This is a genomic window from Streptosporangium sp. NBC_01810 (assembly GCF_035917355.1).
Lineage (GTDB): Bacteria > Actinomycetota > Actinomycetes > Streptosporangiales > Streptosporangiaceae > Streptosporangium.
The window spans coordinates 60,221-86,689 of the sequence record NZ_CP109070.1 but is presented as its reverse complement, the minus strand read 5'-3'; the positions used below and the strand labels follow the sequence as shown (position 1 = coordinate 86,689).

Sequence of the window (26,469 nt, the reverse complement as noted above, 5' to 3'; positions counted from 1 at the left end):
TGGTGAGGGCCTTTCTACGGGAGGGCGAACCTGACGGTGCCCGAGGCGTGGTCGCCGAGGCTGACCCTGCCGTGGACCTCGACCGTGAACTCGCCGTCCTCGCAGGCGACCACGGTGCCGCCGAAGGCCAGCCTGTCGCCCGCGTACGCGGGGACGCCGAGCTTGACGTTGATACCGCGGATGATCGCCTCGGGTCCGGCCCAGTCCGTGACATAGCGCTCGACGAGGCCCATCGTGGTCAGAATGTTGAGAAAGATGTCCTTTGACCCCTGCGCCCTCACACCCTCGACGTCGTGGTGGACGGGGGTGAAGTCCATGGTCGCGAGTGCGGTCGAGACGACCAGCGTGGGGGTCAACTCGATCACGAGCTCGGGGAGGAGGGCTCCGACCCGCACCTCGTCGTCGGTAAGTATCCGCATCACGCCTCCCGGGGGACCCACATGGGCAGGATCAGCTCGTCGTCCATCTGGCGATACGTCAGGCGCACCGGCATACCGATACCCACCCGCGTAGGGGCGCAGTCCACCACGTTGCCCACGATCCGCACCCCTTCCGGCAGTTCCACCACCGCGACCACGAAGGGCGTCTCCCGCCCCGGGACCGGGGGGTTGTGGTGGACGACGTAGCTGTAGACCTCGCCCTCACCGCTCGCCGTCACGTACGTGCGCGCGACCGAGCGGCACGAGGGGCAGACCGGCCCCGGCGGATGGCGCGGCTCGCCCGTGCCGGATGAACTCGTCGTCGATGCCGCCGGCGTCTCTTCGGACATTGCGCCTCCCGCCAGGATGCCCAGGCCAGCCGCCCCGAAAAGTAGAACAGATTCTATTCTGTGTCCAGAGCCGACTGATCACAACACATCACCGCATAACCGCAGCACCGCATATGCCGTGTAAGCGCGGGGCATCTTTGTGACCAGCGAGTAACCCGCCGGAGTATCCAGAAATCAGATAACGTGTTCTCATGCGCACCCCGCATGTGTCAACCGACGTGCCGGTCACCCGGCACGCGGCCGACAGGCACGTCCCGAGAGACCTCGATCCGGTCACGACCGAGAAGACATCCGGCATGCAGAGCGAACCGGCGTCCACGGGCGTCCGCACCAGGAGCCAGCACCAGCGACGCAAGCGCATCGTCCAGGCCGCCGCCGCGCTCGCCTCGCGGGGTGGTGTCGAGGCGATGCAGATGCGGACCGTCGCCGAGCGCGCCGGGGTCGCACTGGGAACGCTCTATCGGTACTTCCCCTCCAAGATGGATCTTGTCGTCGCCGTCGTGGGCGAGGAGATCGATCTCCTCGAAAGCAGCATCGAGCGCCGCCCGCCCAGCGCCACCGCGGCCTCGGGGCGGGCCGTCGACATCCTGATGCGCGCCACCCGCGGCCTGATGCGCGAACCCGAACTCGCCGACGCGCTCATCCGCTCGCTGATCATGGCCGAGGTCGAGACGCCGTTCGGCGACCGGATGACCGGGCTGCTGCTCCGCGTCGCCGGCGACGACCTCACCGTTGACACCGCCACCGAGGAGCAGTTCGCCCTCGCGGGCTCGCTGTCCAGCATCTGGGTGCACGAGCTTCTGGAGATGCTCAGGGGGCGCCGCACCTACGAGCAGATCCAGCGGCGCATCGAGATCGCCGCCGAGCGCCTGCTCGCCGATTTCCGGCCCCCGCCTTCCGCCTGAAATTAGAACCCGTTACAGTCGCATTGACAGGCGACTAGAGCGACGTTCTGGAGCGACGCGCGGGCGGGCGAACGGGAACGGTCGCCCGGTGTCCGCGAACTCCAAGCCGACGGGCGAGGAGATCGTATGGGTGCAGTGATCGTATGGGTGCAGTGATCGTCGGCAGGGACCAGGGGCTGCGCGAGAGCACGGTCGAAGGGCCGGCCGGGCTCAAGCCCGTGATGGGCGAGGGCGGCATGCACACCGCAGGCACCTCCTCACAGATCTCCGACGGCGCGGCGGCGGTGCTGCTGATGAGCGAGGAGGCCGCCGCCCGGCACGGCCTGCGCCCCAGGGCCCGCGTCCTCGCCCAGGCACTCGTCGGCGCCGAGCCGTACTACCACCTGGACGGGCCGGTGGACGCGACGGCCAAGGCCCTGTCCGCCACCGGGATGAGCGCGTCTGATATCGATAGGTACGAGGTGAATGAGGCTTTTGCATCGGTGGTCCCATCCTGGTCATCGGTGCACAAGCCAGACATGGAACGGGTCAACGTCAACGGCGGCGCCATCGCACTCGGCCACCCCGTCGGCGCGACCGGTTCCCGGCTGATCACCACCGCCCTGCACGAGCTTGAGCGGTCCGACTCCTCGACCGCGCCGGTATCGATGTGCGCGGGCGGGGCGCTCGCGACCGCGACCGTCCTGGAGCGCCTTTGAGCGGCGCCGGTAAGGAGCACCACCGTTGAAATCCCGCCGCAGGCCGTACAGCGAGCAGCGTCCGTTCGACACCGGTGGCGGTGTGTGGAGCGTGCCCGTCCCGATTCCGGGAAACCCGCTCGGCTACACCCTGGTCTACGCGATCGAGTCCCCCGCCGGGCCGGTGCTGATCGACGCGGGCTGGAACGCCCCTGAGGCGTGGCTGGCCCTGCGCGACGGGCTGGGCGCGGTCGGCATGGACGTACGCGACGTGCGCGGGGTGGTCGTCACCCACTTCCACCCCGACCACGCCGGGCTGGCCGGACAGGTCAGGGAGGAGTCCGGCGCGTGGATCGCCATGCACGAGGCCGACGCCGCACTGGTCGGCTTCATGCGCGAGCTTGAGGGTGAGGCGCACCGCGATTTTCAGGCCGACATGCTGCGCCGCGCGGGGGCGGGCACCGTCGAGGTGGAGGAGGTGACCGGGAACCGGCCGAAGCCGCCCGCGCTGCCGGACCGCGTTCTCTCCGACGGCGACCTGATCGACCTGCCGGGCCGCAGGCTCCGTACGATCTGGACCCCCGGCCACACACCGGGCCACGTCTGCCTGCACCTGGAGGACGCCGACCGGCTCTTCACCGGCGACCACGTGCTGCCGGCGATCACCCCGCACATCGGCATCTACCCGTACGACCGGGCCGACGTCGACCCGCTCACCGACTTCCTGGAGTCGCTGGAGAAGGTGAAGGGCCTGGGCGAACTCGAAGCCATGCCCGCCCATGAATGGATTTTTCCGGACACGGCGGCTCGGGCGGCGGAGATCGGTATCCATCACGAGGAGAAGCTCCGATGGCTGGCAGACCTGCTCGCCGAGGCGGAGGAGCCGCTGACCATCTGGGAGATCGCCGGGCGGATGATCTGGAACCGCCCGTGGGAGGACTTCCCCCCCATGCTGCGCGGGATGGCGGCCGGGGAGGCGGCGGCACATCTGCGCACGCTCGAGGTTCGCGGGATCATCCGCCGCGTGACGGGGGTGGATCCGGTCCGGTTCGCCATACACTCGTAGACATCGGATGTCTGGCGAAACCTGAGGACGGTGCGGAGTGGCGGTCACCGACGCCGCTATCGACAGGATCAAGCAGATGATCCTGTCCGGCGAGCTCTCCCCGGGCAGCAGACTGCCCAAGGAGGCCGACCTGGCCGACCGGCTCGGCCTCTCGCGCAACTCCCTGCGCGAGGCGGTCAGGGCGCTGGCCCTAGTCCCACAGGGATGACACCGAGGTGCTCGGCGCCGGCGTCGCCGTGCACCCAGTCCCGTCATGACCGGCGGTTCGCCGCTTACAGCAAGCCCAGCAGGAAGCTTGCCTGCTGGGCCAAGCTCGACAAAGTCCTCCTCATCGTGCAGGCCGCAGTGTTGTTGATCTTGCGTTGCGGCTTTTGAGCTCACCTTGGCCGGACCCCCTTTAGGAACTGGGCGGCAGTGTCGGTCGGTGGGAGCGCACCGGGCGGCGCCGGCCGGGACCGGCCCCTAAGCCGCATGTCCGGCCGGCTGGCCGCCGGGCGCGCGGCGGGCCGCGCGGCCATGGGGCCGCCCTTGATCGCTACCGCCGCAGAGATTGAGCGGACGGCTCGGATTCTTTCGGCAACTGCGTCGGCCGGCTTGGCGCTGCGAGGTTAGGCCATATCGGAATAAGGAGAACTCATCCGCTGTTTGGACCAGTATCTCGTCCGCAGCCGCATCCAGGGCGCTGCTGGGGTGATCACCTTGAGCGCATGGCATCACTGCTCCGTCAAAACCCGTGTGACCACCGTGGCGAGCGCCGTCATGGCGCTGGTCTGCACTTCCGCCACCCTGCTGCTGCTGATAGCCGCTCCCCAGCCTCCGCTCTATGGAAACGTAGCCGTCCTGGCCGGACTCATCGGCGGTTCACTTCTGTTGATCGCGACCACTGCGCTCGGGACGTACTGGATGATGAGCAAGACCCTCAAGCCGGTGTGCGCCATCAGCGGGAAACTCGCCACGATCCGGCCTTCCAATCTGAGCGAGCGGGTTCCGCTGCCGAACCATGATGACGAGTTCAAGAAGCTTGCGCAGAGCACCAACCAAACGTTGGAACGGGCCCAGACGGCGATCCAGCAGCAGTTGAGGTTCGCCTCGGACACCTCCCATGACCTGCGCCACCCGCTCACGGCCATGCGTACCGAGATCGAGGAAGCGCTCATGGATCCGGAGGAGACCGACTGGGGGGAAACCGGCAACAAGCTGCTGGAAAGCGTCGAGAGGCTACAGGAGTTGGTGACCAACCTGCTGGAGCTCTCCCGACTTGACGCGGGCATCATCGGTCAGCACGACTTACTCAACCTCGCCGTCCTAGTGGACGGCGAGCTCGACCATCGGCAGCGCGACCGCCGGCAAAGCAAGGTCAGGGTGGTCAGGAGGTTCAGCAGCGGCGTGATGGTCCATGGCGAACGGATCGGCCTGGAACGACTGCTGCACAACCTCCTGGACAACGCCGAACGCCACGCCCGCACCAGCGTCACGGTCACCATCGAGCACCGGGGCGACGTGGCGGTGCTGGAGGTCCACGACGACGGGAACGGGGTGTCGCCCGAGCAGCGGGAACTCATCTTCCAGCGCTTCACTCGCCTGCAAGACGCCCGCGCCAAGGACTCCGGCGGCAGCGGCCTGGGCCTGGCTATCGCCCGGCAGATCGCCGAAGCCCACGGCGGCACCCTCACGATCGAAGACAGCTCTTGCGGAGCACGGTTCGTCGCACGCTTCCCCCGGCCGGTCGGGCTGTCGGCGAGCACGAGACAGTGAGTGAAGAATCCACCAGGTCCTGGACGATCGAGGCGGAACACTCGTCCCGGGCCGTGACGGCGCCGTCCTGGCCATCGACGCCCGGGCCGACAGATCCTACACGATCGTCAACGAGGTGGCCGCCCCCCGAGATCGCGAAGGACCGCCCCCGGGAGACCGCGACTTGACGCGACCCCCCTGGCGTAATAGAACACGTTTCAGAAAGTAGTCCGCCCAAGCGCTCGATAAAGTATCTGGCGGTTCAGCGCGCCCCGGCGGGAGGCGGGAACATCGACAGGTCCCGCGCTCGCCGTGTCCACGACGGATGTCCCGCGAGGAACACGCCTCGCGACCGGGAGGGCACGCCGCCGACCGCACCGCAGGCCGCACCGACAACGAGCCGCGTCACAGGACCGGGGACCCGGTTCGCGCAGGAGGACCGATGGACATCGATCTGGTCGACCAGGACTTCTACTGGCGGAACGGCGCGCCCCACGATCAGTTTGCCTGGCTACGGGCGAACGCGCCGGTCTACGCGCACCCGGGCGACGCCGAGCGGGACTGGCCGGGGTTCTGGGCGGTCACCAAGCACGCCGACGTGGTGCAGGTCTCGCGCCGCTCCGATCTGTTCTCCTCAAGCAGGAAGCTCTCGCTCTTCGACGAGATGCCCGAGGACCAGCTCGCCCTGCAGCGGCTGATGATGCTCAACCAGGACCCGCCGGAGCACACCCGGCGGCGCTCCCTGGTCAACCGGGGCTTCACCCCCCGCATGATGGGCGCCCTTGAACAGCACATCCGCAACATCTGCCACGAACTGGTGGACGAGGCCAAGGCGCGCGACTCGGTCGACTTCGTCAGGGACATCTCCGCCCCGCTGCCGCTGTACGTGATCTGCGAGCTGCTCGGCGTCCCCGTCGAGGACCGGGACAAGATCTTCAACTGGTCCAACCGGCTGATCGGGGCCAACGACCCGGACTACGCATCCGACCCCGCCGAGGGCACGGACGCGGCCACGGAGATCCACGACTACGCCAACACCCTGGCCGCCGAGCGCCGGGAACAGCCCCGCGAGGACATCGTCACCAAGCTGATCATGCCCGACGCCGCCGGGGAGACCCTCACCGAGGAGGAGTTCGACCTGTTCGTGCTGCTGCTCGTGGTCGCGGGCAACGAGACCACCCGCAACGCGGCCTCGGGCGGCATGCTCGCCTTCTTCGAACACCCCGAGCAGTGGCGGCGCCTGGTCACCGACCGCACCCTCGCCCGCACCGCGGCCGACGAGGTCGTCCGCTGGGTCTCCCCGGTGAACCTCTTCCGCCGTACGGCCACCGAGGACACGACGATCGGCGGCCAGGAGGTCAAGGCCGACGACAAGATCGTGGTCTTCTACGGCTCCGCCAACCGGGACGAGGACGTATTCGCCGACCCCGGCACCTTCGACATCGGCCGCGACCCCAACCCGCACATCGGTTTCGGCGGCGGCGGCGCCCACTTCTGCCTCGGCAACCACCTCGCCAAGCTGGAACTGCGGGTGCTCTTCGAGGTGCTGGCCGAGCGACTGCCGAACCTGGCCCAGGCCGGTCCCGCCCGACGGCTCCGCTCCAACTTCATCAACGGCATCAAGGACCTGCCGGTCTCCATCACCTGAGATCCGCCGCCTCCGTCCTCGCGGGGGCGGAGGCAACGCCCACCGTCTCCCCCGGGCCCGCGCGGAGATGGACGAGTTGGAGGCGGCGCTCCTTCTCATGGCACGAGGCCGCGACCTCACCTGGCAGGAGATCGCCTTCGGTCTCGGCCTCGGCACCCCCCAGGCGGCCAAACAACGCTACGAACGACTCGCCGGCCGCACCGCCGCCAAACCCGGGGACCCGGAGGCCGGGAAGACCTGACACCACCGGGACGGGCTCAGCCGTGCCACCGTCCTGCCGAGGTGGACCGTGATTCGCCTCACGCCTCCACCTTCCCCCGCGGCGGTTCCAGCGGTTCCTCTCGGATGCTCCGGGCTCTCGGGTTCTCAGGGCTCTCCAAGCTCTCAGGGCCAGGAGGAGTCCTGGTCGGGGTCGCCGCCGTCGGAGAGCAGCTTCATGTCCGACTCGACCATCATCGCCACCAGCTCCTCGAAGGTGACCTCCGGTTCCCAGCCGAGCTGGGCACGGGCCTTCTTCGGGTCGGCGCAGAGCAGGTCGACCTCGGCGGGGCGGTGCAGGGTCTGGTCGATGACGACGTGCCGTTCCCAGTCGAGCCCGGCTGCGGTGAAAGCGGCCTCGGTCAGGTCGCGGACGGTTTGGGTGCGGCCGGTGCCGATCACGTAGTCCTCGGGCGTGTCCACCTGAAGCATCAGGTGCATCGCGCGGACGTAGTCCCCGGCGAACCCCCAGTCACGACGCGCCTCCATGTTGCCCAGGCGCAGCTCGGAGGCGAGGCCGAGCTTGATCTTGGCCACCCCGAGGCTCACCTTCCTGGTGACGAACTCGGCGCCCCTGCGCGGGGACTCGTGGTTGAACAGGATCCCCGACGCCGCGTACATGCCGTACGACTCGCGGTAGTTCTGCGTCAGGAAGTGCCCGTACGCCTTGGCCACGCCGTACGGCGAGCGGGGGTGGAAAGGGGTGGTCTCGGTCTGCGGGGTCTCGCGGACCTGGCCGAACATCTCTGAGGAGGACGCCTGGTAGAACCGGATCTGCCCGGAACCCGCGGCCGTACGCGAGGAGGAGATCCCGGAGCAGACCCGGATGGCCTCCAGCATGCGCAGCACGCCCATGCCGCTCACCTCGCCGGTGAGCTCGGCCTGCTCCCACGACATGGGGACGAACGAGATGGCGCCCAGGTTGTAGACCTCGTCGGGCTGGACCTTCTCGACCGCGGAGATCAGCGAGCCCTGGTCGAGCAGATCGCCCCGGACGAGCTGAACGCCCTGCAGGAGCTTGCGGAGCCTTGAGACGCGTGGATTGGCCTGTCCCCGGGCCAGACCGAAGACCTCGTAGCCCTGACCGAGCAGGAACTCGGCCAGATAGGACCCGTCCTGCCCGGTGATACCTGTGATCAGCGCGCGCCTGGCCAACGCGTCCTCCTCGCTTGCGGGTGCAGGACCTATGCCTGGTCTTATGCCGTTCGATTGGCGAATGTACCGTCACACCCTTGTGTGAGCACTATCTCCCTCACAGCGTACCTAGAACACGTTCCATCGAATCCTGTTCGGTCAGGTTAACCTCCCAGCTCGCACCCGGTGAGGCGCACCCTAGGAACAATTCCACATCAGGTACAACAGAGCCACCGAATGGTAGTGTCCGAGGACTAAGGTCATCTTTCACGGTACCTGTCCCCTTTCGGGCAGGGTGAGAAAGGGGTTGCCGTGCCGGGTGCTGAATCACTGCGGGTGGCACTGCTGTCGTATCGCAGTAAGCCGACCTGCGGTGGGCAGGGCGTCTACCTGCGTCATCTCAGCCGCGAACTGATCGCCCTCGGGCACAGCGTGGAGGTCCTCTCCGGCCAGCCCTACCCGGAGCTCGACGAGGGCGTCATCCTCACCAAGGTCCCCAGCCTGGACCTGTACCGCGACGAGGACCCCTTCCGCACCCCCGGCCTCCGCGAGTACCGCGACTGGATCGACCTGCTCGAAGTCGGCACCATGTGGACCGCCGGGTTTCCCGAGCCGCTGACCTTCACCCTGCGGGCGTACCGCGAGCTGAAGAAGCGCGTCGGCGACTTCGACGTGGTGCAGGACAACCAGACCCTCGGCTACGGACTGCTCGGCATCCAGAAGCTGTTCCCCGTGGTCGGGACCATCCACCACCCGATCAGCGTGGACCGGCGCATCGAGCTGAAGGCGGCCCCGCTGCGCAAGAAGCTCTCGATGAGGCGCTGGTACGGCTTCGTACGCATGCAGGCCAAGGTCGCGCCGCGGCTCAGCCCGATCCTGACCGTCAGCGAGTCCTCCCTCGCCGACATCCACCGCGACTTCAACGTGCCCCAGAAGAACATGCGGCTCATCCCGCTGGGCGTCGACACCCGCTACTTCCACCCGCGCCCGGAGCTCCCCAAACGGCCCGGCTCCATCGTCGCGGTGGCCAGCGCCGACTCCCCGATGAAGGGCGTCGCGACGCTGCTGCGGGCCGTGGCGAAGCTCGCCACCGAGCGCGACGTCCACCTGACCGTGGTCAGCAGGCCCACCCCCGGTGGCCCGACCGAGAAGCTCGTCGGCGAGCTGGCCCTGCGGGACCGGGTCAGATTCGTGCACGGCATCTCCGACACCGAACTGGGCGAGCTGATCGCCACCTCGGAGATCTCGGTCGTCCCCTCCCTGTACGAGGGCTTCTCGCTACCCGCCGTCGAGCACATGGCCTGCGGCACCCCGCTGGTCGCCAGCCGCACCGGAGCGCTGCCCGAGGTCGTCGGCGACGCCGCCATACAGGTGGCCCCCGGCGACCCCGAGGAACTGGCCGCGGTGCTGCGCCGCCTGCACGACTCTCCCGAGGAGCGGGCCGCGGTGGGCAAGAAGGGCTACGACCGGGTCATGGAACGCTTCACCTGGAACGTCGTCGCCAAGCGGACCGTGGAGGCCTACCACGAGGCCATCCAGGCCCGCCGCGCGAAGTGAGCGACACCCTGAAACGATCACCTCTCACAAGGAGCGGCCAGTGCTGACTGTCGACTTCGACCGGTTGCCCGTCGGTCCGGGAACCCGGGTGCTGGACCTGGGGTGCGGCGGCGGACGCCACGCGTTCGAGGTACTGCGGCGCGGTGCCGACGTGGTGGCCTTCGACATGGACGCGGGAGAGCTGGAAGGTGTGGCGAACATGTTCGCCGCGATGGACAAGGCCGGCGAGGTGCCGCCCGAGGCGACGGCGGACACCGTGACGGGCGACGCGCTCGACATGCCGTTCGAGGACGGCAGCTTCGACCGGGTGATCGCGGCCGAGGTGCTGGAGCACATCCCCGACGACATGGCCGCGATGCGGGAGATCTTCCGGGTGCTCAAGCCGGGCGGCCAGGCCGCCGTCACGGTGCCGAGCTTCCTGCCGGAACGGATCTGCTGGGCACTCGACGAGGCGTACCACACCGCTCCCGGCGGGCACGTCCGCATCTACACGCTGGCCGAGCTGAGCGCGAAGCTCAAGTCGACGGGCTTCACCATCGGCCCGCACCACCACGCCCACGGCCTGCACGCGCCGTACTGGTGGATCAAGTGCGCGGTCGGCGTCGACAACAACGACCACCCGCTGGCCAAGGCGTACCACGAACTGCTGGTCTGGGACATCATGAAGCGCCCCGCCGCCACCAGGATCGCCGAGGCCGTGCTCAACCCGCTCATCGGCAAGAGCGTGGTGCTCTACGTCCGGAAGCCCGCATGATCTCCTGGGAACAGGTCGTGCAGACCGCCCAGAGCATCGCGACGGTACAGGAGCACGACGGCGGCATCCCGTGGCCCGAGGGACACGTGGACGCCTGGAACCACATCGAGTGCCTGATGGCGATGAGCGTGGCGGGGCTGACCGATCCCGTTCGCCGGGGGTACGACTGGCTGGTCCGCACGCAGCGGTCCGACGGCTCCTGGCCGATGAAGCTGGTCGGGGGCCAGGCCGTCGAGCAGGGCGGGGAGTCCAACCACGCCGCCTACATCGCGGTCGGCGTCTGGCACGAGCTGCTGGTGAGCGGGGACAAGGACTTCGCCCGGCGGATGTGGCCGACGGTCCGGACGGCACTGGACTTCGTGGTCGGCCTGCAGACCACCCGGGGCGAGATCGTCTGGGAGCGCGCGGCCGACGGCAGGCCCGCCGGGTACGCGCTGCTGACCGGCTGCGCCTCCATCCACCAGGGCCTGCGCTGCGGCGTGCTGCTCGGCGAGCACCTGGGCGACCCGCAACCCGACTGGGAACTGGCCGCCGACCAGCTCGGCCACGTGCTGGCCGCCCACCCCGAGGCGTTCGCCGACAAGAGCCGCTTCTCGATGGACTGGTACTACCCGATCCTGGGCGGCGCGGTGCGCGGCCCGGCCGCGCGGGCTCGGCTGGCCGAGGAGTGGGACACCTTCGTGGAACCGGACCTCGGCATCCGCTGCGTCTCCGACCAGCCCTGGGTGACCGGCGCCGAGACGTGCGAGCTGGTGCTCACCCTCGACGCGCTGGGCGACCGGGATCGGGCGCGGAGACTCTTCTCGGACATGCAGCACCTGCGGCACGAGGACGGCTCCTACTGGACCGGCTGGCAGTTCGTGAACGAGAAGTGGTTCCCCCACGAGCACTCCGCCTACACCGCGGCCGCGGTCGTGCTCGCCGCCGACGCGCTGAGCGGGCACACCTCCGCCGCGGGCATCTTCCGCGACGCGGGCAAGTACCTGACCGACCGCCCCACCGCCGCCTGCGGCTGCAGCCACACCCACTCCAGGAGCTGACCTCCCGGCCTCCGGCCACGACATCGGCCGAGGCGTCGGCGTTTTCTTTGCACGGAATCAGAAACACGGTGCTTGAAGGGCTGAATGCGGCTCACTACGTTCGGGTCCGTGAGTAATGCGGAGGGCACTCGGACGGTAGCTCAGAGCGATGACGTCGAGACGGCCGGCACGGAGGCCCGTACGGAGGCCCGTACGGAGGCCCGTACGGAGGCCGGCGCTGGAACCGGCACAGGAACCGACACGGAGCCCGGCACCGGGGGCATCCCGGACAGCACCCCGGACCCGCCGCTCCTCACCCCCTCGGACCTCGTGCCCCCTCCGAACCTTCCGGTCCCCCCGTATCCGCCGGAACCCGCGGGCTCGACCGGCCACCCGAAACCCGCGGGCTCGACCGGCCACCCGAAACCCGCCGAGCACCCGGCCCTGCCGGGATCGCCCACCTCACCCGAGCCCTCGTGCCCGCGGGAGTCATCGGCTCCCTCCCCCCTGCCGAACTTTTCCGGGACCGGCTTTCCGGGGCCTGACTTTCCGGGGCCTGACTTTTCCGGGACCGGCTTTCCGGGGCCTGACTTTTCCGGGACCGGCTTTCCGGGGCCTGACTTTTCCGGGACCGGCTTTCCGGGGCCTGACTTTTCCGAGCCGAGGGTGTCGGCTCCGGAGGCGCCGGCGCCGGCGCCCAGGCCGAAGGGCGTGGCCCGGCTGCTCCGGCAGAACCCCGCCCGGGTGGGGTTCGGAGTGCGGCGGTTCCGGCTGGGGCCGGCGCGCGAACGGCTGGAGGGCGCGGAGCGGTCGTTCACCGCCGGGTTCAACGCGGTGCTCTCCGGGGAGGCCGAGCGAATCGACGACCTCCAGGAGGACCTGCGCGGTTTCGCGTACGAGGGCGCGGGCATGGCCTGCGCCACCCTCGACGTTCTCACCCTCACCGGCGGGCGCCGTCTGCGGGAGTTGCTGAGCGGGCAGGGGATGCGCTATCCGCACCTCATCCACATGGGCACCGGCCGGGCGTACGCCCGCATGCGGCTACGGCCGATGTGGGGCGTCCGCTCCGTGCACCCGCTGCTGCGCTGGCTGGCCCACGACGGGTTCGGCTTCCACCAGGGTTTCTTCTCCGCGGACCGTACGGTGGGACGCCAGCGCACGGCGGGGCTCATGGATCGGACCCGGAGAGCGATCTTCGATCAGGGACTGGGGCGGATGCTCTGGTTCCACGAGTGCGCGGGGGCGGGCGACGTCGTGCTGCGCATCGCCGAGTTTCCCGCGGGACGCCGCGCCGACCTGTGGAGCGGCGTGGGTCTGGCCGCCACGTACACCGGGGGCGCGAGCACCGCGGACCTGGGGCGGCTGGCCTCGGCCGCGGCCGAGGACGGCTTCCGCGCCCACCTCGCCCAGGGTTGCGCCTTCGCCTGCGCCTCCCGGCTGATCTCGGCCGTCGTCCCCGAGCACACCGTCGCCGCCGCACCCGTGCTGTGCGGGGCCGAGGTGGACGAGGCCGCGGGCTGGACCGACACCGCGCTCGTCGCGCTGGGCCACAACGCGCACAGCGGCGACCACTACCAGGCCTGGCGGGCGGGAATCCGGAAGGCCTGGGCACGACGCGACCGCAATTCATGACCGCGGCTCGAAGGATCGGTGCGGGCGATGCCGGACCACGCCACGGCGATCCGATCTCGGCCGAAATCGTCACCTGCGGCTCGAAGGGGCGGTGAAAGCGATGTCAGGGGTTCGCAGGTACGCGGCGGGAGCCCTCGCCCTGATCGCCGCCGCCGCCGGATGGAGGCTGACCGGCCTGCCGGACACCTCGGTCGCGGAGACGTCGGCCGACTTCTCCTTCCACGCGAGGCCGCTCGGGCCGCCCTCGGGACCCGGTGACCGCACCCTGCGTCCGGTCGCGGCGGGCTACACCGGGCTCCAGGGCTGGGTGTCGTCGCTGGGCGCCGGGGTGGCACTGTTCGACGTGGACAACGAGGTCGTCGCCGACGACCTGTGCCTGGTCGATCCCCGCCATGACACGGTGACCGTCAGGCAGGCACCGGGGACGCCCCGGGGCTACCGGCCGTTCACACTGGTCCCCCCGGAACGCAGGCGGTACGAGGCGCCGACCGGCTGCCTGCCCGCCGACCTCGACCAGGACGGCTGGCAGGACCTGGTCGTCTACTACTGGGGCCGCTCCCCCTCGCTCTTCCTGCGCGTGCCCGGGGTGCCCCCCTCAGGAACCGCCTTCCGCCACCGCGCGCTGACCACGGAGCCTGAGATCTGGAACACCAGCGCCGCCACGACCGGTGACTTCGACGGGGACGGCCGCCTCGACCTGGTCTTCGGCGACTACTTCCCCGACGGCGTCCGGGTGCTGGGCGACGATACCTCCAACGACGGCGTTCCCAAGGACGGTGCTCCCAAGGACGGTGCTCTCAACAAGAGTGACCCCAACGACGGCGACCCCGGCAGCGCGGTGATGCCCGACTCGCTGTCCGCCGCCGCCAACGGCGGCGGCGCCCGGCTCTACCTGGCGAGCGGACCGGCGCGGTTCGCCGAGGCCAAGGGGGTGTTCGACGAGATCGGGAACGGAGGCTGGACCCTGGCGCTGGGCACCCAGGACCTGGACGGCGACGGGCGGCCCGAGCTGTACCTGGCCAATGACTTCGGCCCTGACCGGTTGCTGGTCAACGAGTCGGTGCCCGGCCGGATCCGGTTCACCGAGGCCAGGGGCACCAGGCACCTGACGACTCCCGCCTCCAGGGTCGTCGGCCGCGACTCGTTCAAGGGCATGGGCGTCGGCTTCACCGACCTCAACGCCGACGGCAGGCCGGACATCCTGGTGAGCAACCTCACCGAGGACTACGCGCTACACCAGAGCAACTTCGCCTTCGTGTCCCGACCCGGCGACCTGCACGGAGGTCACGCGCCCTACGACGACCTCGGTGAGGAGCTGGGGCTGAGCCGCAGCGGCTGGTCCTGGGACGTCAAGGCCGCCGACTTCGACAACGACGGCGACGACGAGATCATGCACGCGACCGGGTTCGTCAGGGGTGAGGTCGACCGGTGGGCGCAACTGCAGGAGGCGGCGTCGGCGAGCGATCTGTTCCTCTCCCGCCCGGCGCTCTGGCCGAGCATCCGGGCCGGGGACGACCTGTCGGGCCGCGACACCAACACCTTCTTCACCAGGGGGCAGGACGGCCGCTACGCGGATGTGGCCCGGCGGGCCGGGGTCGGCGGCGACAGCGACGGCACGGTCAGCCGGGCCTTCTCGGTGGGCGACGTCGACGACGACGGGCGACTGGACTTCGCGGTCGCCAACCAGTGGTCGGAGTCGGTGCTCTACGGCAACCACGGCCCGACGGCACCGTTCGTGGGCCTGCGGCCCCGTCTCCCCGCGGGCCCCTGCCCCCCATCCTCCGCACCACGCCCCGGACCGGAGCGGCCCGCCCTGGCCCAACCGGGCCGGACACAGCTCCAGCCGGCGCGCCGGGAGTGGACACGCCCCGGGCTGACGCGGCCCGCCATCGGGGCCGTCGCCACGGTACGTCTGCCCGGTGGGATCGCGCGCAGCAGGCAGCTCTACCCCGCCAACGGCCACAACGGCGTCTCCGCACCCGAGCTGCTGTTCGGCCTGGGTGACAACCTGCCCGACTCCCCCGTCCCCGTCGAGATCTCCTGGAGGGACGCCTGCGGCGGCGCCCGTACCGCGTCGGTGTCCCTGGAGCCCGGCTGGCACCAGGTGCTGCTGGCCGAAGGCCGCGCCTCGGAGATCCGCCGGCCGTGAACACCGGCCCGTCCCCCAGGACCGAGAAACCCGAGACCGGGAAACCCGAGACCGGGAAACCCGGGAGACCCGGGATCGGGAGATCCGAGACCCGGAGACCCGGGAGACCCGGCCGGAGCCGAGGCAGGGCGCTCCGGCGGTCGGCATGGTCTCTCACCCTCCTCACCGTGCTCGGACACACCGTGCTCGGTTTCGAGCAGCCCTACCTGGCGCCGCTGGTCGGCGTGCTCACCGGCGTGACCACCGAGTTCGCGCTGGAGACCGTGGAGGCGTGGGCGTGGCGGCGCCCGGCCCGCTACCTCGGGGTGCCCCGCGACCGGGTCGCCGACTTCTTCCTGCCCTCCTACATCTGCGGCCTGCTCTGCGCGATGCTGCTTTACGGCAACGGGCACCTGATGCCGACCGCGCTGGCGGCCGGCATCGGCGTCGGCAGCGCGTACGTCTTCCGCGTGCGGGCGCCGGAGGCGGCGAGCGGGGTGAGCCGGACCGGCCCGGACGCGCCCGGCGCCGCGTTCCTGAACCCGGTGGCCTTCGGGATCGTCGTCGTGCTGCTGCTGTTCCCATGGGTCGGACTCGCCCCCGCCTACCAGTTCACCGCGTGGGTCTCGGGTCCTTTCGACCTGATCGTGCCGATGGCCGTGCTGGCAGGGGGCATGGCGGCGAACGCCGGAGGAGCCGGAAGACTGCCGCTGGTCCTGGGCTGGGTGGGCGGGTTCGCCCTGCAGGCGTGTCTCAGGGGCGGCCTGAGCGACGTGTCGACGGTCAGCGCTCTGCTGCCGATGACCGGGACCGCCTTCGCCCTCTACACCGGCTATGTGATCACCGATCCGGGCACATCCCCGGTCAGGGCGCGCGACCAGGTCGTGTTCGGCCTGGCCACGGCGGCGGTCTACGGGCTGCTCGTCCAGTTCCACGTCGTCTTCGGGCTGTTCTTCGCCCTCGTGATCGTCTGCGCGGGCCGAGAGCTGGGACGGCCCCTCCGCCTGTTCTTCGGCGGCTCGACGGTGCCGGGCACCCCGTACCGGGAGATCAGCCGATGCCGGGGCCGACCCGTTCGAGCACCCGCAGCGAGCCCTCCTGCCGGACCTCCCTGAACGCGCCGGAGGCGAGCACCCTCTGGTAGACGCGGTACGGCGCCTGCCCGCCCTTGGCCGGGTCCGGGTAGATGTCGTGGAAGGCCAGGACGCCGCCCGGCATGACGTGTGGCGCCCACCCCTCGTAGTCCTTGGTCACCGGCCCCTCGGAGTGGCCGCCGTCGATGAAGAGCATCGCCAGTGGGGTGTTCCACAGTCCGGCGACGCGCTCGGACCTGCCGACGATCGCGATGACCTCCTCCTCAAGCCCCGCGGAGGCGATGGTGGTACGGAAGGTGGGCAGCGAGTCCATCTTGCCGAAGCGGTGGTCCATCAGCGTGGGGTCATGGTGTGCCCACCCGGGCTGGATCTCCTCGGAGCCCCGGTGGTGGTCCACCGTGAAGACGACGGACCCGGCCTGCCGGGCACCCGCGCCGAGGTAGACCGCCGACTTCCCGCAGTAGCTGCCGATCTCGCAGATCGGGCCGCGCGGGCCGTACTCGACGGCGGTCTCGAACAGCGCGACTCCCTCCTGGCGGGGCATGAAACCCTTGGCGTGCTGGGCGGCGTATAACAGGTCGGCGGGCATGGTGGCGATGCTCATCGCAGCAGACTACCCATACCGAACAACATTCCGATTTCCCTTGCCCGACCTTATGGAACGTGTTCTACTTTGCACCGTGAATCAGCGCACCCGCATCGTGATGTCCGACGACGAGGTGACGGCTTTCATCAATGAGGCACGGAAGCTACAGCTCGGTACCATCAACCCGGACGGCACACCACATATGGTGACGATGTTCTATGCGTTGACCGAGGGCAAGATCTCGTTCTGGACCTACGGCAAGGCCCAGAAGACACTCAACATCCAGCGCGACGCTCGGGTGAGCCGCCTGATCGAGGCCGGGGGGAATACTCCGACCTGCGCGGCGTACCGGTGTACGGGGTGGCACGGAGGATCGACGACTCCGAGGGCATCCTCGGCATCGGCATGAACGTGGCCAGGCGGATGGCCGGGATACCCGACGCGGAGGAACTCCTCACGGAGTACGTGGCCTACACCGGCCACAAAAGGGTCGCCTTTGTGGTCGAGCCCACTCGAGTGATCTCCTGGGATCACCGTAAGCTCGCCATTCCCGGCTAGGAGGCCCGCATGAAAATCAAAGTCGACTATCTGGTCTGCGAGGCCAATGCGATCTGCATGGGACTCGCCCCGGAGGTCTTCGAACTCGACGACGACGACCAGCTGCACCTGCTGCTGCCTGAGCCGCCGCCGGAGATGATGGACCGCGTCCGGCACGCCGTGCGGTCCTGCCCCAAAGCCGCACTCTCCCTTGAGGAGAACTAGGAGGACCCCCCATGCGTGGTGCGCTTCTGCATGCCGTCGGCGACGACAGGCTCGACATCCGCGATGACTTCACCCTCGCCCCGGTGGGCCCGACGGACGTCCGCGTCAAGGTCAGGGCCACCGGGGTCTGCCATTCCGACCTGTCGGTGATCAGCGGCGTGCTGCCCATGCCGCTGCCGGTCATCCCCGGCCACGAGGGCGCCGGAGAGGTCGTCGAGGTCGGCGACCACGTGACCTCGGTACAGCCCGGCGACCACGTCATCATCAACTGGACCCCGGCCTGCGGCAGCTGCGCGAACTGCCTGGTCAACCAGCCGTTCCTGTGCATGACCTACGTGATGGACAGCTTCGTCAACGCCCGCTTCCGCTACGGCGGCGACACCCCGGCGTTCGGCATGGCCGGGTGCGGCACCTGGTCCGAGGAGATCGTCGTGCCCTGGCAGGGCGCGATCAAGGTCGACCCCGACGTACCCTTCGAGGCGGCGGCCCTGATCGGCTGCGGGATCACCACCGGCGTCGGCGCGGCACTCAACACGGCCAAGGTGAAGGCGGGTTCGACGGTCGCCGTGGTCGGCGCCGGCGGCATCGGCCTGTCGGTGATCCAGGGTGCCCGCATCTCCGGTGCCACCACGATCCTGGCGATCGACCCCCTGGAGTCCAAGCACGCCCTCGCCAAGAAGGTCGGCGCGACCCACGCCATCACTCCCGACCAGCTCAAGGACGCGCTCGGCACTCTGACCGGCGGCGCCGGGTTCGATTACGGTTTCGAGGCCGTCGGCAAGTCCGCCGCCATCATGACGGCCTGGCAGGCGACCCGCCGAGGTGGCGACACGATCGTGGTGGGCGCGGGCGCGATGGACGACAACGTCCCGCTGAGCGCCTTCAGCCTGCTGTTCGAGGGCAAGAACATCCTCAGCTCGCTGTACGGCGGCTCGGACGTCCGGCGCGACTTCCCGTTCTTCGCGGGACTCTACAAGGCGGGCAAGCTCGATCTGGAGAGCATGATCAGCGCCCGCATCAAGCTGGCCGATCTCAACGACGCCGTGGCGGCGCTCAGGGGCGGCGAGGTCCTGCGCCAGATCGTCGTCATCTGACTCTTTTCAGCGTGGAGACCCCGGGCTTCAGCTCTGGGGAGGAAGTCAAGAACTGAGCACCGTCCCGACCGAGCCCGCGCGCCGGGTCGCCGGGCCGCCCACCTGAGCACGGCGGACCGGTGACCCGGCCGCCTCAGTCGGAGGAGAAGGCCGCGTCGAAGGCGGCCGAGGGCGGGGTGATGGCGTTGAGCCCGCGGATCACGGCCAGCGCGTCGAGGGCGCCGGCCAGGCGGTCCATGCCCGCGTCCTCCCACTCGATGGAGATCGGCCCGTTGTAACCGATCGCGTTCAGCGCGCGGAAACAGTCCTCCCACGGCACGTCGCCCCGGCCGGTGGAGACGAAGTCCCAGCCCCGGCGCAGATCGCCCCAGGGCAGGTGCGAGGCCAACCGGCCACGGCGGCCGTCGCCGGTGCGGACCTTGGCGTCCTTGCAGTCGACGTGGTAGATCCGGTCGGCGAAGTCCAGGATGAAGCCGACCGGGTCGATCTCCTGCCACACCATGTGCGAGGGGTCCCAGTTCAGCCCGAACGCGGGCCGGTGCCCGATGGCCTCCAGGGTCCGCACGGTGCTGTGGTAGTCATAGGCGATCTCGCTGGGATGCACCTCGTGGGCGAAACGTACCCCGACCTCGTCGAAGACGTCCAGGATCGGGTTCCACCGGTCGGCGAAATCGGCGTAGCCGGCCTCGATCATCGCGGGCGGCACCGGCGGGAACATCGCCACGGTGTGCCAGATGGACGATCCGGTGAAGCCGACCACGGTGTCCACGCCGAGTCCGGCCGCGGCCCGGGCCGTGTTCTTGATCTCCTCGGCGGCGTTGCGGCGGACCTGTTCCGCCTCGCCGTCACCCCAGATACGGGCCGGCAGGATGGCCCTGTGCCGCTCGTCGACGGGGTGGTCGCAGACGGCCTGGCCGACCAGGTGGTTGGAGATGGCGTACACGGCCAGGTTGTGCTTGGCCAGGATCTCCCGCCTGCGATCGATGTAGCCGTCCTCGGACAGCGCCCTGTCGACCTCGAAGTGATCACCCCAGCAGGCGATCTCCAATCCGTCGTATCCCCAGCCCGACGCCAGCCGGCAGACCTCCTCAAAGGGCAGATCGGCCCACTGGCCGGTGAACAAGGTGATCGGCCGGCTCATGCGTCCTCCTCACGGTTGATGGACCTGTTCTCAAGGGGGGTGCACCGGTGTGGTGCGCCCGCGCGCTCGGCTCGGGGGCGCGCCACACCGGTGACCGGCCCGCTCACGTCTGCCGTACCGCTGTCAGCCGGCTCTGGTCGGCGGCGCTGCGCTCGACCGCGGCCAGCACGCGCTGGACCCGCAACCCGTCGTCGAACGACGGGGACGGCGCGGTGCCGGAGGCGATCGCCTGTACGAAGTCCTTCATCTCGTGGGTGAAGGTGTGCTCGTAGCCCAGGCCGTGGCCCGGCGGCCACCACGCCCCCGCGTACGGGTGCCCCGGCTCGGTGACGAGCACCCGGCGAAACCCCGCCTCCTCGGCCGGTAGGGCGTGGTCGTGGTCGTGGTCGTGGAACCAGAGCTCGTTCATGGCCTCGAAGTCGAAGGCCAGGCTGGCGGCCGAGCCGTTGATCTCGATGCGCAGCGCGTTCTTACGCCCGGCGGCGAACCGGGTGGCCTCGAACGAGGCCAGCGCGCCACCGCTGAACCTGCCGATGAACAGTGCCGCGTCGTCGACGTCCACCTCCCCCGTCTCGGCGCCGCCGCCTGCGGCCGACAGCCCGGCCGAGGTCTCGGCCAGCGGACGCCGGGTGACGAAGGTCTCGGTCAGCGCCGAGACCTGTGTCAGGTGCTGACCGGTGATGAACTGCGCGGTGTCGATGATGTGCGCGCCGATGTCGCCCAGCGCCCCCGACCCGGCGAGCTCCCTTCTCAGCCGCCACACCAGCGGGAAATCCGGATCGACGATCCAGTCCTGCAGGTACTGCGCCCGCACGTGCCGGATCTCGCCCAGCCGGCCCTCGGCCACCCAGCGGGCGGCCAGCGCGATCGCGGGCACCCGCCGGTAGTTGAACGCCACCATCGCGTAGACCCCGCGAGCCGCGGCCGCCCGTGCCGCATCCGCCATGGCCTCGGCCTCGGCGACCGTGTTGGCCAGCGGTTTCTCGCACAGTACGTGCTTGCCGGCCTCCAGCGCGGCGATCGCGATCCGCGCGTGCGAATCACCGGGGGTGCAGATGTCGACCACGTCGACGTCCTCACGGGCGATCTGCTCGCGCCAGTCGGTCTCGACCGCCGCCCAGCCCATCTGCTCGGCCGCCCGCGCCGTCCCCTCGGCCGAGCGTCCGCACAGCGCCGCCATCACCGGCCGGACCGGCAGGTCGAAGAACGCCGGCGCGCTACGCCATGCCTGGGAGTGCACCCGGCCCATGAACGCGTAGCCGACCATGCCGATTCCCAGCGCCGGCCGTGCCAACGCCCCCGGCCCCGGCATCGGCCCCGGCGCCGGCCCCTGTGGCGGCGCCGGGTCGGACGCGGGTGCGGAGGTGGGCTCGTCCGTAGGGGTCATCAGGACTCGAACCCCAGCGGCAGGTAGGCGTCCACGTTCTCCTTGGTGATCGTCTCCGAGGCCAGTGTGATCGACTGGGGCACCTGGTTCTCCACCAGGTCGCTCATTCCCCTGCCCTGAGCGATCAGACGGGCCAGCTTGATCGCCGAGGAGGCCATCGTGGGACTGTAGGTCACCGTCGCCTCCAGTACCCCCGTCCCCGCCTGGATGTCGCGCATCGCGTTGGCCGACCCGGCGCCGCCGACCATGAAGAACTCGCTGCGCCCGGCCTCCTTGATCGCGGCCAGCACGCCGATGCCCTGGTCGTCGTCGTGGTTCCAGATCGCGTCGATCTTCTTGTGCGCCTGCATCAGGTTCGCCGCGACCTTGGTCCCCGACTCCACGGTGAACTGCGCGTCCTGCTTGGCCGTCACCGCGAACCCGTACGTCTTCAGCGCCTCCTCGAACCCCTTGCTGCGGTCCTGGGTCAGCGGCAGCGTCGCGATGCCCTGGATCTCCAGGATCACCGGGTCGGCCACCCCCTTGTCCTTGAGCTTCTTGCCGATGTAGTGGCCGGCCGCGACGCCCATGCCGTAGTTGTCAATGAACAGGTTCGTGATCACAGTGAAGATCAGCAGACCCAGGATCGATCCGATGATCGACCCGCGTCCTCCGGTCAGCAGCGTGCCGCCGATGATGACCGCCGCGATCGCGTCCAGCTCCTACAGATCTCCGTGCGTGGAGGAACCCGTCGTGGTCCTGGCCATGATCAGAACCGCCGCGATCCCGCGTTGGAGGTGGTCGCGAAGGTGCCGGGCACCGTGACCAGGCCCACCACCGCCAGCAGCAGCAGCGCGACCACCAGTCCGAGGTGGCGCGTCTCCCCGAGACGGGCCAGGGGGCTCAGCACGGCGGGTTTACGAGCCGACGCCTCGACGCGCTCGTCCGCGGACGACCTCACCGGAGCCCCACCGGTCAACCGAACAATAGCTTGCTTGGCCCGCCTGACGCCATCGAGGATGCCCGGGACGCCCTCCCGGCAACCCGGACGACACCCCTGAAAACGGTCACACAGCACCCCGGATAAAGGCACCAAAATCACCTCAGACGGTAACCAAAAAATAGGAGATCATTGCGCATAGTAAGTGAGCGTGTTAATTTCTGCTAAAGTTTCTGCCCCACACGGGCGAGGGTCAATGATGACACCCCTCACTTTCCCAACAGGGCCCCGCCCAACAATTCGGGCTGGAGGCCCCATATGTCCTTATCTCCACCCCTGCGCGTGGTCCAATGGGCCACCGGCGCAGTCGGCAGATACGCCCTGCGCAGCGTTATCACCCGGCCGGAGTTCGAACTGGCCGGCGTGCTGGTCTACGACCCGGACAAGGTGGGACGGGATGCGGGAATCCTCGTGGGACTCCCCGAGGCCGGTGTCATCTGCACCGACGACGTCGAGGAGACCCTCGCCCTGGAGGCCGACTGCGTGCTGCACATGCCGCTACCGACGTTCCACTTCGGCGGGGACCATCCGAGCGACGTGGAGACCATCTGCGCGCTGCTCGCCACCGGCAAGAACGTCATCACCACCACCGGGTTCGTCTACCCCAAGTGCTACGGCCCGGCGGTGGTGGATCGCCTGGAGGCCGCCTGCCAGGCCGGAGGGGCGTCCCTGCACGGCACGGGCATCAACCCCGGTTTCATGAGCGATGTGCTGCCGCTCACGCTGACCGGCCTGTCCAGCCGGGTCGACCACATCTACGTCCGGGAGTCGTCCGACTTCCGGGGACACCCCTCCCGGCAGATCGTGGTGGATCTGTACGGCTTCACCCGCTCGGCCAAGGACTACATCGCCGGCGTGCGTCCCTTCCGCGCCTTCCAGCGCTCGCTGTTCGCCGAGAGCGTCCAGTTCGTGGCCGACAACCTCGGCGTGACCCTCGACGAGGTCGAGGAGAGCGACGAGTTCGAGCTTGCCTCAGAGGAGTTCGAGATCGCCGCGGGGCTGGTCAGGGCGGGCACCGTGTGCGCGTCCCGCTGGATGTTCAGCGGGCTCGTCCGCGGCCGTCCCCTGATGACCGTGGAGTGCGTCTACAAGGCCGACGCCACCCGGGTGGAACGCTGGGCCGACCCCGGTTTCAGCGTCCACATCGAGGGCGTGCCCCAGTTGATGCTCAGCGTCAGCGAGATCTCGCACGGACTGGCCGGCGCCGCCGCCCACGCGGTGAACTCCATGGCCGCCCTCTGTGCCGCCCCACCGGGCATCCGCACCGCGCTGGATCTCCCCCTGGCCACCGGCCGGGGCACCGTCCGCCTCGCCTGAGGATCCCCCTCGGCCCCCTTACCAGGCACCACCGCGAGGCACCACCACGAGACAGCACGCGGGCGGCCCCGCGACAGGCCGGCCGTACGACGGGCGGAGACCTCGTTCGCGATGGCGACCGGCACACGTGAATCCGCCGATTAGGGATATCCGGTATTTAACACTTTTGCCGAAATAGGCAGATTCTCTGCTCAGGCCAGCGCATCGATCACCCGCGGTGAACCCTCGCCTCCGCGTCGCGTTCACCCATCCGGAAACCGGAAATTGGCCGTGGAATTCGTGCGGGCACCGACCGTCAGAGCCTGTGGAAGGGAACGCTCCATCGCGGAACATCCCCTTATCCAACTAAACGGAAATTCCCTCCAAAATCAGGAGTGCGGGGTGAAACGCCCAAAACGGCCCTGGTGGTACAGGAGCGGGCGGCCACCGGGCTCAAGGCTCGTCTCGACGACGAGTCCGACGACCAGGACGTGATCACCGATGTCGACGGTGGAGTGGGTGGCACAGACCAGGTGAGCCGAGACACCGTCCAGCAGCGGGACGCCCAGATGCCCCGGAGCCCAGGAGGTGGGGGCGGCGAAGCGGTCGACCCCCTTCCTGGCGAAGCGCGCGGCCACCTCGGCCTGGTCGCTGGCCAGGACGTTCACCGCGAAGTGATCGGCCTGCCGGAGCCAGGACCAGGTGCTCGACGACTGGTCCACATAGAAGGAGACCAGCGGGGGCGTAAGGCTGACGGACGAGAACGAGGTGGCCGTGAGACCGACCGGCACACCTTCGAACTGCGCCGTGACGACGACGACCCCGGCCGCGTGGACGGCCAGCGCCTGCCGGAACCGCTCCGCGTCGACCGCTCGGCCGGACAGGGTCTCGGTCATGACGCCTCTCCCAGGGACGGGCGGGGTACCACCAAGATGCTCCACTTGGTCACTTTTCCCCCTTTGAGGAATAAAAGACACTTCTCAGAACCCATTGATGCCGCCATCTCTTCCCGGCGTCACACCGGAGCCCTCTGCCCGAGGGCCGCCACCTGCGGACCGGCCCGGTCGGCCCAGGGGCCGAGTGCCGCGTCGAGGTCGGAGAGCTGCGATTCCAGCAGCGCGAGGCCCGGCATGGGCACCACTCAGGGACGAGAAGGGCTGGCGGATACCCGGCGGCGATCCGGTGACAGGGGTCACGCACCTCTCCGAGCTCTACCTCGCGACCGACCCCGGCTACCAGGGCCGCTACACGGTGCCCTGCGTCTGGGACATCGCCGCCGAGCGCCTGGTCACCAACGACTACCCGCAGATCACCCTCACCCTGGAGACGGCCTTCGCGCCGTGGCACGCCGAGGGCGCCCCCGACCTCTACCCCGAGGAACTGCGCGAGGAGATCGACGCGCTGAACGAAGTGATCTTTCACGGCCTCAACAACGGCGTCTACCGGGCCGGGTTCGCCCGCTCCCAGGAGGCGTACGACGAGGCGATCACCGCGGTGTTCGCCACGCTCGACCTGCTGGAGGAGCGCCTGACCACCCGGCGCCGGCTGCACGGCGACGCGCTCACCGAGAGCGACGTGCGGCTCTACCCCACGCTCGCCAGGTTCGACGCGGTCTACAACTCGCACTTCAAGTGCTCGGTGCGACGGCTCGTCGACTATCCGGTCCTGTGGGCCTACGCCCGCGAGCTGTACGCCATCCCCGCGTTCCGCGACACGACCGACTTCGACCAGATCAAGCGGCACTACTTCGTGACGCAGACGAACGTCAACCCGAGCGGGATCGTGCCGCGGGGGCCGGAGATCGACTGGACCGCTCCCTGACACGACCCTCGTACTCGACCACCATCCCCGGCCCGTGCAAGGTGACCTACACCAACCACGGCCAGCGACCCGAGGGGTTGCACCCGCTGCGGCTTATCGGCGTGGGGTGGCCGTCCGCTGAACGGTCACCCCGTCCTTCCTCGAATCGCCGTGCACGCCGCCTAAACTGGGGCCGTGATCGAGGACATCTGGGTGGACCCCGCCGTCAGCGCGCTCAGGCCGGACTTCGCGGTGCTGGTGATGGGAGTGTACGGGCTGCGCAACGGGCCGACGGACGACAGGTCGCGGGCCTGGCTGGCAGAGGCGGCCGAGAAGGCGGTGGCGGTCGACGACGCGAGGGTCGAGGCGTGGCGGGAGGCCTACCGGGCATTCGGCGCCAAGCCGCAGCGGACCCGGCCCTCGGTGGACGCCCTGGTCAGACGGATGCCGCCGCCGGAGATCAACCTGGTGGTCGACGCCTACAACGCGATCAGCATCAGGCACGGCCTGCCGATCGGCGGAGAGGACCTGACCCGCTACGAGGGGACGGCCCGTCTGGTGCGCGCGGCCGGCGACGAGCCGTTCGAGGTCGTCGAGAGAGGCGAGCCCGCGATCGACCACCCGGAGATCGGCGAGGTCGTCTGGCGCGACGACCGGGGCGTCACCTGCCGCCGGTGGAACTGGCGGCAGTGCGTCCGCACCCGGATCACCGAGGAGACGACGGATGCGCTGTTCCTGCTGGAGCGGCTCGCGCCCCTGTCCACCGAGGAGTTGCGCGCCGCCGGAGACGAGCTGGCCGGCCTGCTCGAAGATATTACCCCGAGGATACAGCTAGAATTCCGACTGGTCGGATTGAACTGACGAAGCCCGCCGGATCCGGCCGACCAGGGACTCAGCGACCGAAACGGATACCCAGGGGTGACCGTTTTAAACAACTCTGAGAGGATCGACAAGGAAGCTGCGGCCAGAGTGGCGCAGGTCCGGGCTAAGGCGAGTAGCCTTGGACAGGTTCTTTATCATCAACGCCGATCTGCGGAAGAGGGCGATTT

At 69.3% G+C, this 26,469-nt stretch carries 29 protein-coding genes and 1 pseudogene; 20 read left to right on the top strand and 10 right to left on the bottom strand.

The window, feature by feature from the left end; all coding sequences use genetic code 11:
• Nucleotides 1-14 precede the first annotated feature (14 nt).
• Together OIE13_RS00420 and OIE13_RS00415 are read right to left on the bottom strand one after the other, a co-directional pair.
• A complete protein-coding gene (locus OIE13_RS00420) occupies nt 15-419 on the bottom strand; it encodes a MaoC/PaaZ C-terminal domain-containing protein (RefSeq protein WP_326644251.1) in 405 nt (134 codons plus the stop codon).
• Nucleotides 419-769, bottom strand: a complete 351-nt coding sequence (locus OIE13_RS00415; RefSeq protein WP_326829376.1) for a Zn-ribbon domain-containing OB-fold protein — start codon at nt 767-769, stop codon at nt 419-421. Before OIE13_RS00415 ends, OIE13_RS00420 begins: the two co-directional genes overlap by 1 nt.
• Nucleotides 770-1,065: 296 nt before the next feature.
• Here OIE13_RS00415 and OIE13_RS00410 point away from each other — a divergent pair, with 296 nt between their 5' ends.
• From OIE13_RS00410 to OIE13_RS00380, 7 genes and pseudogenes are all read left to right on the top strand, one after another.
• Nucleotides 1,066-1,674: a TetR family transcriptional regulator gene (locus OIE13_RS00410; protein ID WP_326646888.1), complete on the top strand. Its 609-nt coding sequence runs from the start codon at nt 1,066-1,068 to the stop codon at nt 1,672-1,674.
• A gap of 143 nt (nt 1,675-1,817) precedes the next feature.
• On the top strand, nt 1,818-2,372 hold the full coding sequence (locus OIE13_RS00405; protein ID WP_326644254.1) for a hypothetical protein: 555 nt from the start codon (nt 1,818-1,820) through the stop codon (nt 2,370-2,372).
• 25 nt (nt 2,373-2,397) lie between these two features.
• The gene (locus OIE13_RS00400; RefSeq protein ID WP_326644256.1) at nt 2,398-3,417 is read left to right on the top strand and encodes an MBL fold metallo-hydrolase; all 1,020 of its coding nucleotides are present in this window, start codon (nt 2,398-2,400) and stop codon (nt 3,415-3,417) included.
• Between the two features lie 37 nt (nt 3,418-3,454).
• Entirely contained in the window at nt 3,455-3,625 is a 171-nt protein-coding gene (locus OIE13_RS00395) for a FadR/GntR family transcriptional regulator (RefSeq protein ID WP_326644258.1), read from the top strand.
• Nucleotides 3,626-4,062: 437 nt separating this feature from the next.
• On the top strand, nt 4,063-5,172 hold the full coding sequence (locus OIE13_RS00390) for a sensor histidine kinase (protein WP_326644260.1): 1,110 nt from the start codon (nt 4,063-4,065) through the stop codon (nt 5,170-5,172).
• Between the two features lie 421 nt (nt 5,173-5,593).
• Nucleotides 5,594-6,799 carry a cytochrome P450 gene (locus OIE13_RS00385; protein ID WP_326644262.1) on the top strand — a complete coding sequence of 402 codons (1,206 nt, stop codon included), beginning with the start codon at nt 5,594-5,596 and terminating at the stop codon, nt 6,797-6,799.
• Between the two features lie 46 nt (nt 6,800-6,845).
• A pseudogene (locus OIE13_RS00380) lies at nt 6,846-7,040 on the top strand (DNA-binding protein); the annotation flags it as partial.
• Between the two features lie 143 nt (nt 7,041-7,183).
• Here OIE13_RS00380 and OIE13_RS00375 read toward each other — a convergent pair.
• Nucleotides 7,184-8,212 carry a GDP-mannose 4,6-dehydratase gene (locus OIE13_RS00375; protein ID WP_326644264.1) on the bottom strand — a complete coding sequence of 343 codons (1,029 nt, stop codon included), beginning with the start codon at nt 8,210-8,212 and terminating at the stop codon, nt 7,184-7,186.
• Nucleotides 8,213-8,503: 291 nt separating this feature from the next.
• Here OIE13_RS00375 and OIE13_RS00370 point away from each other — a divergent pair, with 291 nt between their 5' ends.
• The 6 genes from OIE13_RS00370 (at nt 8,504) to OIE13_RS00345 (ending at nt 16,396) form a co-directional block, all read left to right on the top strand.
• Nucleotides 8,504-9,748, top strand: a complete 1,245-nt coding sequence (locus OIE13_RS00370) for a glycosyltransferase family 4 protein (protein ID WP_326644265.1) — start codon at nt 8,504-8,506, stop codon at nt 9,746-9,748.
• A gap of 40 nt (nt 9,749-9,788) precedes the next feature.
• Nucleotides 9,789-10,502 (top strand): class I SAM-dependent methyltransferase, encoded by a 714-nt coding sequence (locus OIE13_RS00365; protein WP_326644268.1) that lies wholly within the window; start codon nt 9,789-9,791, stop codon nt 10,500-10,502.
• The gene (locus OIE13_RS00360; RefSeq protein ID WP_326644270.1) at nt 10,499-11,542 is read left to right on the top strand and encodes a prenyltransferase; all 1,044 of its coding nucleotides are present in this window, start codon (nt 10,499-10,501) and stop codon (nt 11,540-11,542) included. The genes OIE13_RS00365 and OIE13_RS00360 overlap by 4 nt, the downstream gene beginning before the upstream one ends.
• Before the next feature lie 690 nt (nt 11,543-12,232).
• Nucleotides 12,233-13,153: a DUF1702 family protein gene (locus tag OIE13_RS00355; protein WP_326644272.1), complete on the top strand. Its 921-nt coding sequence runs from the start codon at nt 12,233-12,235 to the stop codon at nt 13,151-13,153.
• A gap of 100 nt (nt 13,154-13,253) precedes the next feature.
• Complete coding sequence (locus tag OIE13_RS00350) at nt 13,254-15,302, top strand: CRTAC1 family protein (RefSeq protein ID WP_326644274.1); 2,049 nt, start codon at nt 13,254-13,256, stop codon at nt 15,300-15,302.
• Between the two features lie 167 nt (nt 15,303-15,469).
• Entirely contained in the window at nt 15,470-16,396 is a 927-nt protein-coding gene (locus tag OIE13_RS00345) for an enediyne biosynthesis protein UnbU (RefSeq protein ID WP_326829375.1), read from the top strand.
• Here the strand turns inward: OIE13_RS00345 and OIE13_RS00340 are convergent.
• Nucleotides 16,332-16,979 (bottom strand): class I SAM-dependent methyltransferase, encoded by a 648-nt coding sequence (locus OIE13_RS00340; protein WP_326644278.1) that lies wholly within the window; start codon nt 16,977-16,979, stop codon nt 16,332-16,334. The two genes, OIE13_RS00345 and OIE13_RS00340, sit on opposite strands and share 65 nt — an antisense overlap.
• Before the next feature lie 76 nt (nt 16,980-17,055).
• Here OIE13_RS00340 and OIE13_RS00335 point away from each other — a divergent pair, with 76 nt between their 5' ends.
• The 4 genes from OIE13_RS00335 to OIE13_RS00320 are packed head-to-tail and all read left to right on the top strand — an operon-like array spanning nt 17,056 to nt 18,817.
• On the top strand, nt 17,056-17,370 hold the full coding sequence (locus tag OIE13_RS00335; RefSeq protein ID WP_326644280.1) for a pyridoxamine 5'-phosphate oxidase family protein: 315 nt from the start codon (nt 17,056-17,058) through the stop codon (nt 17,368-17,370).
• Nucleotides 17,367-17,519: a hypothetical protein gene (locus tag OIE13_RS00330; protein ID WP_326644281.1), complete on the top strand. Its 153-nt coding sequence runs from the start codon at nt 17,367-17,369 to the stop codon at nt 17,517-17,519. The genes OIE13_RS00335 and OIE13_RS00330 overlap by 4 nt, the downstream gene beginning before the upstream one ends.
• 9 nt (nt 17,520-17,528) lie before the next feature.
• A complete protein-coding gene (locus OIE13_RS00325; RefSeq protein ID WP_326644283.1) occupies nt 17,529-17,723 on the top strand; it encodes a ferredoxin in 195 nt (64 codons plus the stop codon).
• A gap of 11 nt (nt 17,724-17,734) precedes the next feature.
• Nucleotides 17,735-18,817, top strand: a complete 1,083-nt coding sequence (locus tag OIE13_RS00320; RefSeq protein WP_326644285.1) for a Zn-dependent alcohol dehydrogenase — start codon at nt 17,735-17,737, stop codon at nt 18,815-18,817.
• A gap of 133 nt (nt 18,818-18,950) precedes the next feature.
• Here OIE13_RS00320 and OIE13_RS00315 read toward each other — a convergent pair whose 3' ends face one another.
• The 4 genes from OIE13_RS00315 to OIE13_RS00300 all read right to left on the bottom strand — a co-directional run bounded on the left by OIE13_RS00315 (nt 18,951) and on the right by OIE13_RS00300 (nt 22,285).
• On the bottom strand, nt 18,951-19,958 hold the full coding sequence (locus OIE13_RS00315) for a sugar phosphate isomerase/epimerase family protein (RefSeq protein WP_326644287.1): 1,008 nt from the start codon (nt 19,956-19,958) through the stop codon (nt 18,951-18,953).
• Between the two features lie 103 nt (nt 19,959-20,061).
• A complete protein-coding gene (locus OIE13_RS00310; protein WP_326644289.1) occupies nt 20,062-21,345 on the bottom strand; it encodes a Gfo/Idh/MocA family protein in 1,284 nt (427 codons plus the stop codon).
• On the bottom strand, nt 21,345-21,947 hold the full coding sequence (locus tag OIE13_RS00305; protein ID WP_326644291.1) for a substrate-binding domain-containing protein: 603 nt from the start codon (nt 21,945-21,947) through the stop codon (nt 21,345-21,347). The genes OIE13_RS00310 and OIE13_RS00305 overlap by 1 nt, the downstream gene beginning before the upstream one ends.
• A gap of 146 nt (nt 21,948-22,093) precedes the next feature.
• On the bottom strand, nt 22,094-22,285 hold the full coding sequence (locus OIE13_RS00300; RefSeq protein ID WP_326644293.1) for a hypothetical protein: 192 nt from the start codon (nt 22,283-22,285) through the stop codon (nt 22,094-22,096).
• A 297-nt stretch (nt 22,286-22,582) separates the two neighbouring features.
• On the opposite strand from OIE13_RS00300, the gene OIE13_RS00295 reads away from it, so the two are divergent.
• The gene (locus OIE13_RS00295) at nt 22,583-23,641 is read left to right on the top strand and encodes an NAD(P)H-dependent amine dehydrogenase family protein (RefSeq protein WP_326644295.1); all 1,059 of its coding nucleotides are present in this window, start codon (nt 22,583-22,585) and stop codon (nt 23,639-23,641) included.
• A gap of 368 nt (nt 23,642-24,009) precedes the next feature.
• Here OIE13_RS00295 and OIE13_RS00290 read toward each other — a convergent pair whose 3' ends face one another.
• Both OIE13_RS00290 and OIE13_RS00285 read right to left on the bottom strand, forming a co-directional pair.
• Complete coding sequence (locus OIE13_RS00290; RefSeq protein ID WP_326644297.1) at nt 24,010-24,516, bottom strand: flavin reductase family protein; 507 nt, start codon at nt 24,514-24,516, stop codon at nt 24,010-24,012.
• Between the two features lie 119 nt (nt 24,517-24,635).
• The gene (locus tag OIE13_RS00285; RefSeq protein WP_326644300.1) at nt 24,636-24,761 is read right to left on the bottom strand and encodes a hypothetical protein; all 126 of its coding nucleotides are present in this window, start codon (nt 24,759-24,761) and stop codon (nt 24,636-24,638) included.
• 41 nt (nt 24,762-24,802) lie between these two features.
• Between OIE13_RS00285 and OIE13_RS00280 the strand changes: the two genes are divergently transcribed.
• Nucleotides 24,803-25,441 carry a glutathione S-transferase C-terminal domain-containing protein gene (locus OIE13_RS00280; RefSeq protein ID WP_326644302.1) on the top strand — a complete coding sequence of 213 codons (639 nt, stop codon included), beginning with the start codon at nt 24,803-24,805 and terminating at the stop codon, nt 25,439-25,441.
• 174 nt (nt 25,442-25,615) lie between these two features.
• Nucleotides 25,616-26,281 carry a B3/B4 domain-containing protein gene (locus OIE13_RS00275; protein ID WP_326644304.1) on the top strand — a complete coding sequence of 222 codons (666 nt, stop codon included), beginning with the start codon at nt 25,616-25,618 and terminating at the stop codon, nt 26,279-26,281.
• The last annotated feature ends 188 nt before the right edge of the window (nt 26,282-26,469 follow it).